The organism is Arthrobacter sp. zg-Y1143, from assembly GCF_030125565.1.
Lineage (GTDB): Bacteria > Actinomycetota > Actinomycetes > Actinomycetales > Micrococcaceae > Arthrobacter_B.
The window spans coordinates 13,838-28,208 of record NZ_JASKLW010000001.1 but is presented as its reverse complement, the minus strand read 5'-3'; the positions used below and the strand labels follow the sequence as shown (position 1 = coordinate 28,208).

The following is a 14,371-nucleotide window of genomic DNA, read 5'->3' as shown; positions in this document are numbered from 1 at the left end:
TCGTGGCCGCAGCGCTTACCGAGCAGACGCTCCGTGATGCGCGCGCCCGGAAACCGGCCGCGCTGCGGGAACTCTATGACGACTTCGCACCCGGCATCCTCGGTTACCTCCGGTCCAAAGGCTGTGAAGATCCCGAGGGCCTCACCCAGGAAGTGTTCCTGACGCTGTTCGCCAAGCTGGACTCACTATCCGGCGGTCTTCGCGGGGCACGTACCTTCGCTTTTTCCGTAGCCCATGCCCGCATGGTGGATGACATCCGCCGGCGGGAACGTGAACCGGCGACGGCCGTGTTTGACCCGGAACTGGACGGCAGGTCAACGCAGTCCGCCGAGGAAAGCGCGCTGGGCGCAGACACCGGCGTCGCCTCGTTGCTGCAGGGACTAACACCCCAGCAGCAGGAAGTGCTGCTGCTGCGGGTGGTGGCGGACCTGTCCATCGACGAGTCGGCCAAAATCATGGGACGCACTCCCGGAGCGGTGAAGCAGCTGCAACGCCGTGCGTTGGGGATACTGAAAGGCCAACTGGAAGGGAAGGAGGCACCGGACAATGAGCGAGCATCCTGACGACCAAGACGCCCGGTATATCCGCGGCCTCCTGACCGAAGCCGGGGTGGAGGAATCCCCCGAACTGCTCGCGGGCCTCCTGTCCCTGCGGGCGCAGGCGCATACCGCTGCACCGGAGCCGAGCGGGAAGCTGGCCGCACTGCTGGACGGTGCTCCGGTGCCCCTGAAGTCCAAGCACCGCCGGGGGATCATTCTCAGCACCGCGCTGATCGGCGCCATGGCGGCCGGAGCCACCGGCGTTGCTGCCACGCAGGATTTCCTGGTGCGCGCGGATCCGGCACCAGTTGTCAGCTTTACGCCGGAGCCTGCGCCCACAGCCGAACGAAGCACGACAGAACTCGTTGTTCCGGAAGAAACTTTTGCCCCGGTGGCCGCGGAAAGTGTGCCGTCAACACCGGAAAATGTTGCTCCCGCACCTGAACCGGTGCCTGATCCGGCACCGGTTCCCATGCCGGCGCCAGCCGCACCGGTGGAAGCAGTGCCCGCACCCCCAGTTCAGCACGCGCCCGGATATCCGGGCAGCGGGAAAGACGCCGGGAAGAACCCCGGCACATTCGACGGGCCGCCCACCGGTTATATCCCGGGCCAGAACCGGCGCAACGACGGCGGTGTACGGGACACCATGGGCCCTGGCGGCGGTGCGGCGGCGATGTTCAACGGCGGACAGTCCGGCAACGGCGCGCACAACAGCAACGGCCGGGGCCACAACGGACAGGGCAACAACGGCTACGGCTGGCCCGGCGGAGGACGGTAGTCCGCCTCCGCACGGACCCGCCTAAAGCGGTAGCTGGCGCCGGGAGGAAATCACTCCGGTGTTGAAGCCGGCGAGGTTCAGCCCGCCGTGGAACCGGGCGTGCTCGATCTTCACGCACCGGTCCATCACCACCCCCATGCCTGCTGCTTCGGCGTCCCTGGCCACTTCTTCGTGCCAGGACCCCAGCTGTAGCCACAGGTTCTTTGCCCCCGCAGCCTTTGCTTCCTCCAGCACCCCGGGCAGGTCTTCGTAGCGGCGGAACACATCCACAATGTCCGGAGGTTCTGGAAGGTCCGCCAGCGCGGCGTACACGGGCTGGCCCAGGATCCGTTTCGCCGCGGGGTTCACGAAATAGACCCGGTAGCGGGACGAGGAGAGCAGGTACGTGGCCACGAAGTAAGAGGCACGCGATGGTTTGTCCGAGGCTCCCACAATGGCGATGGTCCGGGCCCCGCGCAGCAGCGCCAGGCGTTCCGCCGCCGTCGGACCGGTCCAAGTCCTGGTTCCGGAATCTCCGGCGGTGCCGGAAGGAGTTTCAGCGGACATCGGCGGTCTCCTTCGAAAGGTCGGCGGCACCGCTGGCGGCGGCACCGAGGTCGGCGGCACCGCTGGCGGCGGCACCGGCGGCACTGGTGCCGGTGGCTGCGGTCAGGGCCGAGTCCAGGTCCCAGAGGATGTCCGCCAGGTCCTCCAGCCCCACGGAAATGCGCACCAGGTCCTCGGATACTCCGGCGGCGGAGAGCTGGTCAGGGGAGAGCTGCTGGTGGGTGGTGGAGGCCGGGTGGATCACCAGCGTCCGGGAATCACCTACGTTGGCCAGGTGCGAGGCCAGTTGCAGGGATTCGATGAACACCTGTCCAGCTGCCCGGCCCCCGGCCACGCCAAAGCTGAACACTGACCCGGGGCCCTTGGGCAGGTATTTGCGCGCCCGTTCGTGGTGCGGATGGGAGGGCAGTCCGGCGTAGCTGACCCAGGACACCCGCGGGTCCGCTTCCAGCCACTGCGCCACCGCCAGGGCGTTGCGCACGTGTTCGTCGAGGCGCTGGGCCAGCGTCTCCACTCCCTGCAGGAGGGCGAACGCCGACGTCGCACTGAGTGAGGGGCCTATGTCGCGCAGCTGTTCCGAGCGCAGCTTGGTCAGGAAACCGTATTCCCCGAAGTTCCCCCACCAGGAAACGTTGCCGTAGCTGGGCACCGGTTCGGTCATGGCCGGGAACTTCCCGTTGCCCCAGTTGAACCGGCCGCTTTCCACAATGACGCCGCCCAGGGTGGTGCCGTGCCCGCCGAGGAACTTCGTGGCCGAGTGGATCACAATGTCCGCACCATGCGTGAAGGGCTGCACCAGGTAAGGCGTGCTGAGGGTGGCGTCCAGGATCAGCGGCACCCCGGCGTCATGCGCCACCCGGGCCAGGCCTTCAATGTCTGTGACGTCTCCGCTTGGGTTGGCCACGACTTCGGCATAAACGGCCTTGGTGTTCTCCTGCACCGCGCCGGCATAGTCCGCCGGGTCCGTGCCGGGCACGAATGTGGTTTCGATGCCGAAGCGGCGCAGCGTGACGTCCAGCTGGGTGACGGTGCCGCCGTACAGCTGGGCGGAGGCGACAATGTGGTCGCCGGCGGAACAGAGTGCGGCGAAGGTGAGGAACTCAGCGGACATGCCCGACGCCGTCGCCACGGCTCCGATTCCGCCTTCGAGGGAGGCGATGCGTTCTTCGAAGGCCGCAACAGTCGGGTTGCCGATCCGAGAGTAGATGCTGCCGTACTTCTGCAGCGAGAACAGGTTCGCGGCGTCGGCCGTGTCCTTGAAGACAAAGGACGTGGACTGGTAGATGGGTACCGCGCGTGCCCCGTGCAGGGCGTCGGGGGTGCCGCCGGCGTGCAGGGCGCGGGTGCGGAATCCGAACTGGTGCTCACTCATGGGGGCCTTTCGTTGCTGTTGACGGAGGGTGCTGCTGAACTTGGCGGTGCCGGGCCGCCGCGGGGCGGTTCCCCGTTGCGGTTTGCGCCGGGTGTGGGCTTAGGTTGCGGTAGGCAGGGCCGGACACGGATGCATGGGGCGCAGGGAGGCCGCAGTGGACGAATACGTGATTGTTGTGGAAACCGGCTACAAGATGGCCTCGGCCGCGCACCGGATGACGTTCACGGAACCGATGGCGCGCTGGGAAGCGACCCGCACGTTCCTGGAACTGATGGAGGGCAGGCATGAAGACCTGCTGCCGGCCCGGACCGACAGCCACATCCTGGAGGTGTCGGCCACGGAGTTCCTGCGCGTGCACCAGGCCATGGGCGGATCCGTGGTGCTGGACCGTGTCACGCTGACCCGCAAGCACTAGCCCCGCCCTTTCCGTCCTCAGCATGCCGCGGCCGGTCCGGCAACGGCGCTCACGTCCATTTCTTCACGGCCCGGTTCTGTGCCAGCCCCAGGACGGCGTCGGTCGCCTTGCCGAGCACGGCCAGCAGGATGATTGCCAGGAACAACCGGTCGGTCCGCCCGTTGTTCTGGGAATCCGTCAGCAGGAACCCCAGTCCCATGGAGGAAGCGATGAGTTCGGCGGCTACCAGGAACAGCCAGGACTGGGCCAGGGCCAGCCGCAGTCCGGAGAAAACCGCCGGCACCACGGCGGGCAGCTGCACGGTGGTCAGCAGCTTCAGCCCGTGCAGGCCGAAGGCCCGCGCGGCCTCCACCAGGTTCCGGTCAACATGCCGCAGGGCCAGGGCCACTGTGGTGAACACCGGGAAAAACGCGCCGATGGTGATCAGGGTGATTTTCGAATCCTCGCCGATCTTCAGCCACAGGATCAACAGCGGCACCCAGGCCAGGGAGGGCACGGCCCGCAGGGCGCCGATGGCCGGTCCCAGCAGGGTCTCGGCCAGCCGGGACAGACCCAGCAGTGCCCCCAACGCCAGGCCCAAAGCGGAGCCGAGCGCGAAGCCGATCAGCACCCGCTGGGTGGAAATGGCAACATGGCGGCCCAGCTGTCCGCGCTGGAGCAGGTCCGCGGCAGCGGTGTACACCGCGGCGGGGGAGGGTAGCTGGACCGGGCTGAAGGTCCCGGCGACGGCGGCGAGCTGCCAGGCGGCCAGCAGCAGGGCCGGAACCAGCAGGCCCAGGGCCAGCCGCACCGGCCGGCGGTGCAGTAATGATCCGGCGCGGGCCGGTGCCGCTGCGGCCGCCGGTACTGCAGGAACTGCCGGTGTGCCGGTCGGGGAGAGGGTAGGTGGAACCGGTACCGGGGCGGCAGCAGTACTCATCGAGACGCCGCCACGGCATCAGGGTCGGCCTTGCTGACATAGGTATCCTCCAGCAGGCCGGCCAACGCCGCATCAACCTGTTCCTGGCTGGCGACGTCCCCGGTTTCCACCAGGGTCGGGCCGATTTTGGCCAGGACGCGGCGCTGGTCCTCTCCCGGAGCCGGGTCCACGTCCAGGTTGCTGCGTTCGAGGATCACGGTCTTGGCGACGGCGGGGTCCAGTCCTGCGACGTCGGCCAGGATCCCTGCCGTCTCGTCCGGGTGCTCCGCGGCCCAGGCGCGGGCCTTTTCATAAGCGTTGACCACTGCCTGCGCCTGCTCCGGGTTCTCCTCGAGGAAGGATTCGTTGGCCGCGAGCAGGCCGTACGTGTTGAAGTCCAGATTGCGGTAAACCAACCGGGCCCCGTTCTGTTCCGCCCCGGCCATGATGGGATCCAACCCCGCCCACGCATCCACGGAACCGTTGTCCAGGGCAGCACGCCCGTCGGCGTGCTGCAGCTGTTCCACCGTGACGTCGGACAGGCTGAGTCCCGCCTCGTCCAGGGCCTGGACCAGGAAGAAGTACGGGTCGGTGCCCTTGGTGGCAGCCACGGACTTGCCGGCCAGGTCCGCCACGGAGGTGATGCCGGAATCCGCGCCCACCACCAGGGCGGACCATTCCGGCTGGGAGAACACGTCAATGGCCTTGATCTTCGAGCCGTTGGCCCGGTTGAGCAGGGCCGCGGAGCCGGCGGTGGAACCGATATCGATGGCCCCGGAACGCAGGTTCTCATTGGCCTTGTTGGAGCCGGCGGACTGTACCCACTCGACCGTCACGCCGTCATCCGCCAGGGAGTCCTCCAGCCAGCCTTGGTCCTTGATGATCAGGCTCAGCGGGTTGTAGGTAGCGAAGTCGATGGTGAGCGTTCCGCCGTCGGCGTCCTGGACGGCGGACGCGCCGGTGGTGTCTTCTCCGGCCACGCAGCCGGTCAGGGACAGGGCGGCGACGGCGGCGAGGGCGCCAAGGGTGCGGGCCGTGCGGGATGGGAGGGAAAAACGGGCAGGGAGGGAAGATCGGCTGAACATGTGGGTTCCTTAGCAGAGGGCCCGCGGGTACGCGCATGCGGGGACAGGGCGGGCAGGGAGCAGTTGAGGACGGCTGAGGGCCGGAAAGAGGAGCCTGAAAAGCAGGCCGGAAAGCGGGAAGCTAGCGGCGTTCGACGCCCAGCAGGGCCAGGAGCTCGCCGCGCATTCGGGCCAGTTCCGCCGAGGCGCGGTCCCGCGGACGGTCGCCGGGTACAGCGACAACGTTGGTGATGGTTGCGCCGGGTGCCCCCGGTTCGGTGCCCAGCACAATGATGCGGTCCGCCAGCTGGAGGGCCTCATCCACGTCATGGGTGACCAGCAGTACCGTGGCGGGGGCTGCCCGGTGCAGGGACAGGAGCAGGTCCTGCATCTTCAGCCGGGTCAGGGCATCCAGGGCGCCGAAGGGTTCGTCCAGCAGCAGGACACCGGGCTCACGCGCCAGTGCCCGGGCCAGTGAAGCCCGCTGCGCCATGCCGCCGGACACCGCCCGGGGCCGGTGCTTGGCGAAGGCGGTCAGCCCCACGAGGTCCAAAAGTTCGGCCACGCGGGCCTTGCCCCGGCTGGCGCTTGAGGATTTGGGCAGGCCGATTGCAATGTTGGCTTGCAGGGTTTGCCACGGCAGCAGCCGCGGCTCCTGGAAGGCGACGGCGCACTGCTCACTGATGCCGTTCACCGGCTTGCCGCCGATCAGGACGACGCCGGAGGAAGGCCGGTCCAGGCCGGCCGCAGCGCGCAGCAGGGTGGATTTGCCGCAGCCGCTGGCCCCGAGAACGGCCAGCACCTCCCCCGGGACAACGTCGAAACTGACGTCCCGCAGGACTACGTGTTCGTCATTGCCGGTGCCGAAGCTGCGGCCGAGCCGGTCAAACGTGATCGGAAGGGCGGGCCCGGCCGGCTGGGCGGTGCCGGAAGCGGGCGTGGAAGAAGCCAGAACTGCTGTCATAGAAACACTCCATCGTTCCTGGCAGTAGCACCCTACGGAAAGTGTCCTGAGCCGGGATAACGGCTTCCTGCGACACCAGCCTCGTTATTGCCGCGCTTCAAGGAGGAAATGCGGCAACCAGGGTTGCTGCGGCTTCATCGATCCAGGTCTCTCAGCCGCTCGGGATGGTCACGGACAACTAAACGCCGGATCCGCACATCCGACAAGTGTTGGCCTGTGAGCCGGTTCACAAAACGACATGTTCCCGGCATCGGGCACGGCAGTGTGCAGGGCATTGACCTTGTCCGGCACCGGCTCCTACCGTTGAATTCCGGCCCCGGCCCAGCAGCACCGGCCCAGTGAGCACCAAAGAGCATCCAACGAGCAGGAGCGGTCATGGAACCCAGCGCCTCCGGAACTGTTTCGTCCGCAGACGGAACGCCCATCGCCTGGTCCCGCCAGGGCAGCGGCCCGCCGCTGGCCATAGTTGGTCCCCTCCTGGCACACCGGAGCAGCCGCGCGACGGCGGCCCTCGCAGACATCCTGTCCCGGAACCACACTGTGTACACCTATGACCGCCGGGGTATCGGGGAAAGCGGGATCGGTGAGGAATACACGGCCGAATCCGACGTGGATGACCTGCTGGCCGTGCTCCAGGTGGCCGGCGAATCAACGGACCTTTACGGCTTTGACGAGGGAGCGTTCCTGGCGCTGCGGGCCGCCGAGGAGTCGGTGGTGGTCAACCGGGTGGTGGCGCTGGAACCCGCCCTCGCCCCGGCGGAGGGCGAGGACGAACTGCTCGTGATGCAGACCGAAATCGAAGGACTCGGCGGCATCAGCGTCCCGGTCCTCATCCTGGCGGGCAGCGGCAGTGCCGATGAGACGCGGGATCTTGCCCAACGGGCCGCCGATGCCTTGGAATCCGGGGAGTTCCGGCTGCTGGAGGCGGATGCGGGCGGCGTGCCCGACGCCGCGGTGGCAGAGGCCATCGAGTCTTTCCTGGACTGATTGGTCCGGGCGTAAGCTGGAGCCCCATCTTCGGGCAACCACGAAGGACGGCAGATGTCCCAGCTCAATTCCGCCAGCACCGCACACGCCAACGATCCGGAGGTTCTGCGCCGGCTCCTGACCACGCCTGGCCGGTGGGCCGTGGTGGGCCTGTCCAACAACCCGCTGCGCACCGCCGTCGGCGTCTCGCGCTACGTCCAGGACACCCTGGGCATGGAGATCATCCCGGTCAGCCTCAAAGGGGATGACGTGCACGGCAACAAGGGGTACCGGAAACTCAGCGAGGTTCCGGGCAGTATCGACGTGGTGGACTGCTTCGTGAATTCCTCCCGGGCAGGTGACATTGTGGACCAGGCCATCGCGGTGGGTGCCAAGGCGGTGTGGCTGCAGCTGGGCGTGGTGGACGAAGCGGCGGCCGCCCGCGCGAAGGCTGCCGGACTCGACGTCGTGATGGACACCTGCCCTGTGATCGAAGCCCCGCGCTTTGGCCTGTAACGCCTACAGCTTCGCGAAACGGGCCCTGATGATGCCGATGTACAGACCGTAGAGCATCAGGCCGATGCCCACCGCAGCCAGGGCAACCACACCGAACGGCTGGTCGCGCAGGGTGTGCAGGGCGCCGTCGAGGCCGGTGGACTGTTCCGGATCCGACTTCACGGCGGCCAGGGTCAGCAGGATGCCCAGGACCACCAGCGAGATGCCCTTGGCGATGTAGCCGGCTACGCCGGTGATATCCACGGCACGATTCCAAACCCGTCCGGCCACTCCGGTCAGGTTGCCGCGGAAGCGCCGGGTGGCTCCCTTGAAGATGAAGTACCCGCCAATGCCCACAACCACCAGGCCGGCGATCCCCAGCAGCCACTGCCCGGCCGGAACGGCCAGCAGCCGTGCGGTCCAGCTGACGGAGGATGAGCTGCCGTCATTGCTGCCGCGGCCCAGGGCGAAGGAGCCAAAGATGCTGCCGATGCCCGCGTACACAATGGCCTGGCTGGCGTCGCGGGCGCGGTCCTTCCACAGCTCTTTGTCCGACAGCCGCTGGCCCGCCAAGAAGATCCGGCTGAACTGGAACAGCGCCAGGGCGAAGCAGCCGATGAAGCAGAACCAGAGCAGCAGGTAACCCGCCGGCTGGTGTGCCAGAGCGGCCACGGCGCCGTTGGTGTCCGCGTTGCCGGACCGGCCGGCGTCGATCTGCAGGGCGATGGCGCCAATGACCACGTGCACTATCCCGCTGGCCACATAGCCCAGCCGGGCAATCCGCTCGAAGGTCCGGGAATCCGCGGCACGCTCCGCTGTTTCCGCCACGGGCCCGCCGTTGCCGTTCTCCTGCGCCACACCAACCGTCCTCTGCTCTACCTGCGATACGTGGAACACGTACCTCCTTCCTCTATCCTGTCATCCGTAGTGGGCGGGAGTGCCGCGGCGCGGCAACCGGGGCTAGGCTTTCGGCATGGATGCGCATGAGCTGAGGCAGATGTGTTTGGCCCTGCCCGGGGCGTTCGAGGACTTTCCCTTCGGGCCGGAAACATCCGTGTTCAAGGTTCGGGCAGCCGGCGGGCGGGCGAAGATGTTCGCCATGTCGTCACTACAGGTGGACCCCCTGCTGGTCAGCCTCAAATGCGAGCCGGAGTTGGCGCTGCAGCTGCGTGCCGCTCATCCGGAGATCACCGGCGCGTGGCACATGAACAAAACCCACTGGAACCAGGTGGAGGTGGCCGCCGGGCTGGCCCGGGACATGATCCGGGACCTGGTGGAAGACTCCTATGACCTGGTGGTGGCTTCGCTGCCGAAAAAGGACCGCGAATCACTGGCCTGGAAGGGACTCGCGGAGGCATGAACAGCCAGCACCGGGAGCTGACCTATCCGGACCCCGGGCGGACCGAGCGGCCATACCCCTCGCCCATGACGGACCGCTGGCCGGCGGAATACCGGCTGGTCCTGCGCAAGGAGGAGCTGGCCGTGGCTGATCCGGCGGCAGCGTTCCTGCGGCTTGCGGACAGCCTGCTGGGTTGGGACGTGCACCGCGGGGCGGGCCTGTGGGTGGCTCCGGCGACGCCGCGGGCTGCGCCCGGCGTTGAAATGGCCTCCGGGATCGGGCTGGGGAAGGTGCGGTACTACGCTCCGTGCCGGGTGCTGTGGGCGGCGGAACCGGTGCTGGATGACGCCGGGACGCCGCTGCCCGGGCAACGGGCCGGGTTCGGCTACGGGACACTGCGCGGGCACCCGGAAAGGGGCGAAGAGGGGTTTTATGCAGAGCTCGACGACGACGGGCGCCTGTACTTCCGGATCGCGGCCTACAGCCGTCCTGCCAACGCCGTGATCGGTGCAGCCAACGCCGTCAACGTCCGGGTTCAGCAGTTCTTCACCAACCGGTATTTTGCGGCTGCCTACCGGCTGGTGTCCGACAGCTGAGAGCGGCGGAAACTGAACCGCAGCACCATGTCGCTTTCTTCCTGCGGCAGGAATCCGGCGCTCAGGAGCACCGATTGGGAAGCTTCATTGGTGGGTTCGGTGAAGGCCAGGACCTCTTCCACCATGGGACGGGTCAGGACGAACCGGGTGAGGGTGATCAGCGCCTCGGCCGCATACCCCTGGCCCCGGCAGGACGGCACCACGTTGTACGTGACCTCCACAGCCCGGTCCAGCGGGATCCCTTCGAAGCCGATGGTGCCCACCACCAGGGAGGTGGAGCGTTCACGGATCATGCGGATGCCGAAGGCAGCGGCCGCCGGAGTCAGCAGCCCGGCTTCAAACGCACGCCGGGCTGCGTCGTAGTCCGCGGGCTGCGGAAAGTCCGGCGCCCAATCCGTCCCCCGGGTCTGGATGATCAGGGCGTCCACCTCGTTCACCGTCATCAGGTCCAACGACAAACGCTCAGTGGGGAGGCCGGCGTCGGCTGCGCGGTTTTCGGGGATTATGCTCACGAGCTAATTTTGCACGCTGCGTGCGCATTTGCCCCCATCCGACGCCCTGAACGGTGTCGGACACTACTTGTTTGCGCGCTCATCGCGCTCGAAAAGCATTCGGAAACAGTTCGTTATCAGCAGGGGTGCCACGCCCGTGGAAACGGTGGGCTGATCAAGGCTGAGCGAACCGGCGAGCAGGAGGACGCATACGCCGATCATGACGGCCGCGTATCCGGTCCGGGACCGGTCCTGGGTGAGCACCTGCTCTTCGCCCCGGCTCCGGGCACCGGTCAAGAGCCATACCCCGGTGCCGACTGCGATGAGTCCGGCTGCGGATGCCAGCCAGGCGGAAATCTGCTCATCGCCGCCGGTGAACAGGTACGGCCAGGACAGGATCAGGGGGACGGAGCCGACTGCCAGGCTCGCCAGCCCGCACAGCAGCCGTGCCCGCGCGGTCCGGGCCTCGAGTGTTTTCTCCATGCCCCCGGAGCCTACACGGGGAACGTGCAAGGGCCCGGCGGAAGACCGCCGGGCCCTTGCTGCTCATCCGTGCAGGGTTAGCCGAAGTGCCGCGGCAGCGTTCCTTCGTGCGCAGCCTTCAGCTCGTCCAGCGGCAGCACGAAGTTGCTCTGGAAATCCAGCGCGCCGATCTCCGTGTCCACCACGCCGATCCGGGCGTACGGGAAGCCGCGGGCCGAGCACATGTCGTTGAAGCGCACCTCTTCGCTGCGGGCCACGGCCACCACGGCGCGGGCCTGGGACTCGGAGAAGAGCATGGTGAACAGGTCCACCCCGTCCCGCTCACAAACCTCGCCGAGCCCGATGCGGGCGCCGACGCCGAAGCGCAGCGCCATTTCGGACAGGGCCGCTGCGAGGCCGCCCTCGGAGAGGTCGTGCGCGGCGTCGATCATGCCGTCGCGGGAGGCGTTGACCAGCAGTTCGCCCAGCAGCTTCTCGGCCTGCAGGTCCACCCTCGGCGGCCGGCCGCCCAGGTGTCCGCGCAGGTTGGCGTATTCGGAGCCGTCCAGCTCGTCCTGCGTGGTGCCCATCAGGTAGATGGCCTGTCCGTCCTGCCGCCAGCCCGACGGCGTGCGGCGGGCGACGTCGTCGAACACGCCCAGGACGCCCACCACCGGGGTGGGGTGGATGGCGACGCCGCCGGTCTGGTTGTAGAGCGAGACGTTGCCGCCGGTGACCGGCACGCCGAGTTCCTTGCAGCCGTCGGCCAGTCCGCGCACGGACTCAGCGAACTGCCACATCACTTCGGGGTCCTCGGGGGAGCCGAAGTTCAGGCAGTCGGTGACGGCCAGTGGCGTGGCACCGGCGGTGGAGACGTTGCGGTAGGACTCGGCCAGCGCCAGCTTGGCACCCTCGTACGGGTCCAGGTAGGAGTAGCGGCCGTTGGCGTCCGTGGAAATGGCCACGCCCAGTCCGGTGGTTTCATCCACGCGGATCACCCCGGCGTCATCGGGCATGGCCAGGGCGGTGTTGCCCTGCACGTAGCGGTCGTACTGGTTGGTGACCCAGGACTTGTCGCACATGTTGGGAGAGGCCATCAGTTCCAGGATGGCGTCCTTGACCGCGGCGCTGCCGAACGGGCGTTCCGCGCTGAAGGAGCTGGCCTGGATGGAATCCTGCGCGGCGGGCCGGGACATGGGGCGCTGGTAGACCGGGCCTTCATGGGCCACGGTGCGCGGATCCACGTCCACAATGGTCTCGCCGTCCCAGTCGATGATCAGCCGGCCGGTGCCGGTGACCTCGCCGAGCCAGGAGTATTCCACGTTCCACTTGTCCATGATGGCTTCGAACGCCTCGACGTTCTCCGGCGTGACTACGGCCATCATGCGTTCCTGGGACTCGGACATCAGGATCTCGCCCGGGGTGAGGGTGGGATCGCGGAGCAGCACGTTGGTCAGTTCCACGTGCATGCCGCCGTCGCCGTTGGAGGCCAGCTCCGACGTCGCGCAGGAAATCCCTGCCGCGCCCAGGTCCTGGATGCCTTCCACCACGGAGGACTTGAACAGCTCCAGGCAGCACTCAATGAGTACCTTTTCGGCGAACGGGTCGCCCACCTGCACAGCGGGGCGCTTGGAGGGCTTGTCTGCGTCGAAGGACTCGGAGGCCAGCACGGAGGCACCGCCAATGCCGTCGCCGCCGGTGCGTGCGCCGAAGAGCACCACCTTGTTGCCGGCGCCGGAAGCGTTGGCCAGGCGGATGTCCTCGTGCCGCAGCACGCCCACGGCCAGGGCGTTGACCAGCGGGTTGCCCTGGTAAACGGAGTCGAAGACCAGTTCCCCGCCGATGTTCGGCAGGCCCAGGGAGTTTCCGTAGCCGCCGATGCCGGAGACGATGCCGTGCACCAGCCGGGCGGTGTCCGGGTGGTCAATGGCGCCGAAGCGCAGCGGGTCCATTACGGCCACCGGGCGTGCGCCCATGGAGATGATGTCGCGGACAATGCCGCCGACGCCGGTGGCGGCACCCTGGTAGGGCTCCACGAAGGAGGGGTGGTTGTGGGATTCGACCTTGAAGGTCACGGCCCAGCCTTCACCGATGTCGACGACGCCGGCGTTCTCGCCGATGCCCACGAGCAGGTGTTCCTTCATCTTTTCGGTGACCTTGTCACCGAACTGCTTCAAATGCACCTTGGAGGACTTGTAGGAGCAGTGCTCGGACCACATGACCGAGTACATGGCCAGTTCCGCCGCGGTGGGCCGGCGGCCAAGGATCTCCACGACCTTGCTGAATTCGTCTTCCTTCAGGCCCAGTTCAGCCCAGGGCAGTTCGGTGTCCGGGGTGGCGGCGGCGTGCTCAACGGTGTCGATGCGGAACTTCTTCTGGTCCGCTGCAGGGGAAACGGTCATTACTTGCCTCCGGCAACGAGCGAGTTGAGAACTGAGGAGAAGATGCGCAGGCCGTCGGTGCCGTAGCCCAGGCCCACCTCGCCGTAGGCGGAGGAATCCGGGCCGAAGCCCGGTTCCACGGCGTGTTCAGGGTGCGGCATCAGGCCGACGACGTTGCCTGCGGCGTTACTGATGCCGGCAATGCCGCGGCGGGAGCCGTTGGGGTTTTCGCCGTCGTAACGGAACACCACCCGGCCTTCGCCCTCGAGTTCGTCCAGCGTCTTTTCATCCGCGACGTACTGGCCGTCCTGGTTCTTCAGCGGAATGACCATGCCCGCACCGGGCTCGTAGGCAGAGGTCCACGCGGTGGTGTTGTTCTCCACGCGCAGCAGCTGGTCCGCGCAGGAGAACTTCAAATGGTTGTTCTTGATCATGGAGCCGGGCAGCAGGTGCGCCTCGGTGAGGATCTGGAAGCCGTTGCAGATGCCCAGCACGGGCATGCCGCCCGCGGCGGCATCCACCACCTTTTCCATCAGCGGAGCGAAGCGGGAAATCGCACCGGCGCGCAGGTAATCGCCGTAGGAGAAGCCGCCGGGAATGATTACGGCATCCACCGACTGCAGGTTCGCTTCGGCATGCCACAGCCCGACGGCGGTGCCGCCGGCGATGGTCACGGCCCGCGCGGCGTCGCGGTCATCCAGTGTGCCGGGGAAGGTGATCACACCAACCCGGACCGCCCGCAGGGCGTCATTTTCGGGGGCGACGGAGAAGTCACCAATGAGGGGAGTGCTCAAGGTCAGGCCTCCGGGAGAACTTCGACGCGGGTAACGTCTTCGATCACGGGGTTGGAGAGCAGCGTCGCGGCGGCGTTGCGGGCCTGCTCCAGGATTTCCGGGGTGACCTCCCCGTCCACGGTGAGCTCAAAACGCTTGCCCTGCCGGACGCCGGTGAACCCGGTCAGCCCCAAGCGGGGCAGCGCCCCGGCAATGGCTTTTCCCTGCGGATCCAGGATCTCGGGTTTGGGCATTACATCAACAACGATCCGGGGCATCCGGCAACTCCTGT

General features: G+C 67.4%; 18 protein-coding genes. 7 read left to right on the top strand and 11 right to left on the bottom strand.

The features are described from left to right. Positions 1-2: 2 nt before the first annotated feature. Together QNN98_RS00165 and QNN98_RS00160 are read left to right on the top strand one after the other, a co-directional pair. Positions 3-563 (top strand): RNA polymerase sigma factor, encoded by a 561-nt coding sequence (locus QNN98_RS00165; RefSeq protein ID WP_227926018.1) that lies wholly within the window; start codon positions 3-5, stop codon positions 561-563. After that, a complete protein-coding gene (locus tag QNN98_RS00160; protein ID WP_283995922.1) occupies positions 547-1,317 on the top strand; it encodes a hypothetical protein in 771 nt (256 codons plus the stop codon). The genes QNN98_RS00165 and QNN98_RS00160 overlap by 17 nt, the downstream gene beginning before the upstream one ends. A gap of 21 nt (positions 1,318-1,338) precedes the next feature. Here the strand turns inward: QNN98_RS00160 and QNN98_RS00155 are convergent, their stop codons facing one another. Together QNN98_RS00155 and QNN98_RS00150 are read right to left on the bottom strand one after the other, a co-directional pair. Continuing rightward, a complete protein-coding gene (locus tag QNN98_RS00155; protein ID WP_283995921.1) occupies positions 1,339-1,863 on the bottom strand; it encodes a CoA-binding protein in 525 nt (174 codons plus the stop codon). Continuing rightward, positions 1,853-3,235: an O-acetylhomoserine aminocarboxypropyltransferase/cysteine synthase family protein gene (locus tag QNN98_RS00150; RefSeq protein WP_283995920.1), complete on the bottom strand. Its 1,383-nt coding sequence runs from the start codon at positions 3,233-3,235 to the stop codon at positions 1,853-1,855. Before QNN98_RS00150 ends, QNN98_RS00155 begins: the two co-directional genes overlap by 11 nt. Before the next feature lie 133 nt (positions 3,236-3,368). Here QNN98_RS00150 and QNN98_RS00145 point away from each other — a divergent pair, with 133 nt between their 5' ends. Continuing rightward, positions 3,369-3,650, top strand: a complete 282-nt coding sequence (locus QNN98_RS00145) for a hypothetical protein (protein WP_227926021.1) — start codon at positions 3,369-3,371, stop codon at positions 3,648-3,650. A gap of 49 nt (positions 3,651-3,699) precedes the next feature. On the opposite strand, the gene QNN98_RS00140 is transcribed toward QNN98_RS00145, so the two are convergent. The 3 genes from QNN98_RS00140 to QNN98_RS00130 all read right to left on the bottom strand — a co-directional run bounded on the left by QNN98_RS00140 (position 3,700) and on the right by QNN98_RS00130 (position 6,576). Beyond that, the gene (locus tag QNN98_RS00140; RefSeq protein WP_283995919.1) at positions 3,700-4,569 is read right to left on the bottom strand and encodes an ABC transporter permease; all 870 of its coding nucleotides are present in this window, start codon (positions 4,567-4,569) and stop codon (positions 3,700-3,702) included. Further along, positions 4,566-5,633: an aliphatic sulfonate ABC transporter substrate-binding protein gene (locus tag QNN98_RS00135; protein WP_283995918.1), complete on the bottom strand. Its 1,068-nt coding sequence runs from the start codon at positions 5,631-5,633 to the stop codon at positions 4,566-4,568. Before QNN98_RS00135 ends, QNN98_RS00140 begins: the two co-directional genes overlap by 4 nt. A 121-nt stretch (positions 5,634-5,754) precedes the next feature. Continuing rightward, a complete protein-coding gene (locus tag QNN98_RS00130; RefSeq protein ID WP_283995917.1) occupies positions 5,755-6,576 on the bottom strand; it encodes an ABC transporter ATP-binding protein in 822 nt (273 codons plus the stop codon). Between the two features lie 375 nt (positions 6,577-6,951). Between QNN98_RS00130 and QNN98_RS00125 the strand changes: the two genes are divergently transcribed. Both QNN98_RS00125 and QNN98_RS00120 read left to right on the top strand, forming a co-directional pair. After that, entirely contained in the window at positions 6,952-7,563 is a 612-nt protein-coding gene (locus QNN98_RS00125) for an alpha/beta fold hydrolase (RefSeq protein WP_227926025.1), read from the top strand. A 54-nt stretch (positions 7,564-7,617) separates the two neighbouring features. Next, positions 7,618-8,058 (top strand): CoA-binding protein, encoded by a 441-nt coding sequence (locus QNN98_RS00120; protein ID WP_283995916.1) that lies wholly within the window; start codon positions 7,618-7,620, stop codon positions 8,056-8,058. Positions 8,059-8,061: 3 nt separating this feature from the next. Here QNN98_RS00120 and QNN98_RS00115 read toward each other — a convergent pair whose 3' ends face one another. After that, complete coding sequence (locus QNN98_RS00115; protein WP_227912447.1) at positions 8,062-8,895, bottom strand: DUF1206 domain-containing protein; 834 nt, start codon at positions 8,893-8,895, stop codon at positions 8,062-8,064. A gap of 115 nt (positions 8,896-9,010) precedes the next feature. On the opposite strand from QNN98_RS00115, the gene QNN98_RS00110 reads away from it, so the two are divergent. Beyond that, on the top strand, positions 9,011-9,397 hold the full coding sequence (locus QNN98_RS00110; RefSeq protein WP_229958733.1) for an MmcQ/YjbR family DNA-binding protein: 387 nt from the start codon (positions 9,011-9,013) through the stop codon (positions 9,395-9,397). Continuing rightward, complete coding sequence (locus QNN98_RS00105) at positions 9,394-9,972, top strand: DUF1990 domain-containing protein (RefSeq protein ID WP_283995915.1); 579 nt, start codon at positions 9,394-9,396, stop codon at positions 9,970-9,972. Before QNN98_RS00110 ends, QNN98_RS00105 begins: the two co-directional genes overlap by 4 nt. On the opposite strand, the gene QNN98_RS00100 is transcribed toward QNN98_RS00105, so the two are convergent. The 5 genes from QNN98_RS00100 to purS all read right to left on the bottom strand — a co-directional run bounded on the left by QNN98_RS00100 (position 9,948) and on the right by purS (position 14,357). Next, positions 9,948-10,484, bottom strand: a complete 537-nt coding sequence (locus tag QNN98_RS00100) for a GNAT family N-acetyltransferase (protein ID WP_227912444.1) — start codon at positions 10,482-10,484, stop codon at positions 9,948-9,950. The genes QNN98_RS00105 and QNN98_RS00100 overlap by 25 nt on opposite strands. A 63-nt stretch (positions 10,485-10,547) precedes the next feature. Continuing rightward, complete coding sequence (locus QNN98_RS00095) at positions 10,548-10,946, bottom strand: hypothetical protein (protein WP_227912443.1); 399 nt, start codon at positions 10,944-10,946, stop codon at positions 10,548-10,550. Positions 10,947-11,023: 77 nt separating this feature from the next. Beyond that, positions 11,024-13,327 (bottom strand): phosphoribosylformylglycinamidine synthase subunit PurL, encoded by a 2,304-nt coding sequence (gene purL / locus QNN98_RS00090; RefSeq protein WP_283995914.1) that lies wholly within the window; start codon positions 13,325-13,327, stop codon positions 11,024-11,026. Then, complete coding sequence (purQ, locus tag QNN98_RS00085) at positions 13,327-14,106, bottom strand: phosphoribosylformylglycinamidine synthase subunit PurQ (protein WP_442860163.1); 780 nt, start codon at positions 14,104-14,106, stop codon at positions 13,327-13,329. Before purQ ends, purL begins: the two co-directional genes overlap by 1 nt. Further along, positions 14,103-14,357: a phosphoribosylformylglycinamidine synthase subunit PurS gene (gene purS, locus QNN98_RS00080; RefSeq protein ID WP_227912441.1), complete on the bottom strand. Its 255-nt coding sequence runs from the start codon at positions 14,355-14,357 to the stop codon at positions 14,103-14,105. Before purS ends, purQ begins: the two co-directional genes overlap by 4 nt. Positions 14,358-14,371: the final 14 nt, after the last annotated feature.

Excerpts from the sequence above, each read along its gene's own strand:
- QNN98_RS00105 (WP_283995915.1), top strand. The coding sequence starts at position 9,394 with ATGAACAGCCAGCACCGGGAGCTGACCTATCCGGACCCCGGGCGGACC.
- QNN98_RS00095 (WP_227912443.1), bottom strand. The coding sequence starts at position 10,946 with ATGGAGAAAACACTCGAGGCCCGGACCGCGCGGGCACGGCTGCTGTGC.
- QNN98_RS00110 (WP_229958733.1), top strand. The coding sequence starts at position 9,011 with ATGGATGCGCATGAGCTGAGGCAGATGTGTTTGGCCCTGCCCGGGGCG.
- QNN98_RS00150 (WP_283995920.1), bottom strand. The coding sequence starts at position 3,235 with ATGAGTGAGCACCAGTTCGGATTCCGCACCCGCGCCCTGCACGCCGGC.
- QNN98_RS00130 (WP_283995917.1), bottom strand. The coding sequence starts at position 6,576 with ATGACAGCAGTTCTGGCTTCTTCCACGCCCGCTTCCGGCACCGCCCAG.
- QNN98_RS00160 (WP_283995922.1), top strand. The coding sequence starts at position 547 with ATGAGCGAGCATCCTGACGACCAAGACGCCCGGTATATCCGCGGCCTC.
- QNN98_RS00155 (WP_283995921.1), bottom strand. The coding sequence starts at position 1,863 with ATGTCCGCTGAAACTCCTTCCGGCACCGCCGGAGATTCCGGAACCAGG.
- QNN98_RS00125 (WP_227926025.1), top strand. The coding sequence starts at position 6,952 with ATGGAACCCAGCGCCTCCGGAACTGTTTCGTCCGCAGACGGAACGCCC.
- QNN98_RS00120 (WP_283995916.1), top strand. The coding sequence starts at position 7,618 with ATGTCCCAGCTCAATTCCGCCAGCACCGCACACGCCAACGATCCGGAG.
- QNN98_RS00145 (WP_227926021.1), top strand. The coding sequence starts at position 3,369 with ATGGGGCGCAGGGAGGCCGCAGTGGACGAATACGTGATTGTTGTGGAA.
- purS (WP_227912441.1), bottom strand. The coding sequence starts at position 14,357 with ATGCCCCGGATCGTTGTTGATGTAATGCCCAAACCCGAGATCCTGGAT.
- QNN98_RS00140 (WP_283995919.1), bottom strand. The coding sequence starts at position 4,569 with ATGAGTACTGCTGCCGCCCCGGTACCGGTTCCACCTACCCTCTCCCCG.
- QNN98_RS00135 (WP_283995918.1), bottom strand. The coding sequence starts at position 5,633 with ATGTTCAGCCGATCTTCCCTCCCTGCCCGTTTTTCCCTCCCATCCCGC.
- purL (WP_283995914.1), bottom strand. The coding sequence starts at position 13,327 with ATGACCGTTTCCCCTGCAGCGGACCAGAAGAAGTTCCGCATCGACACC.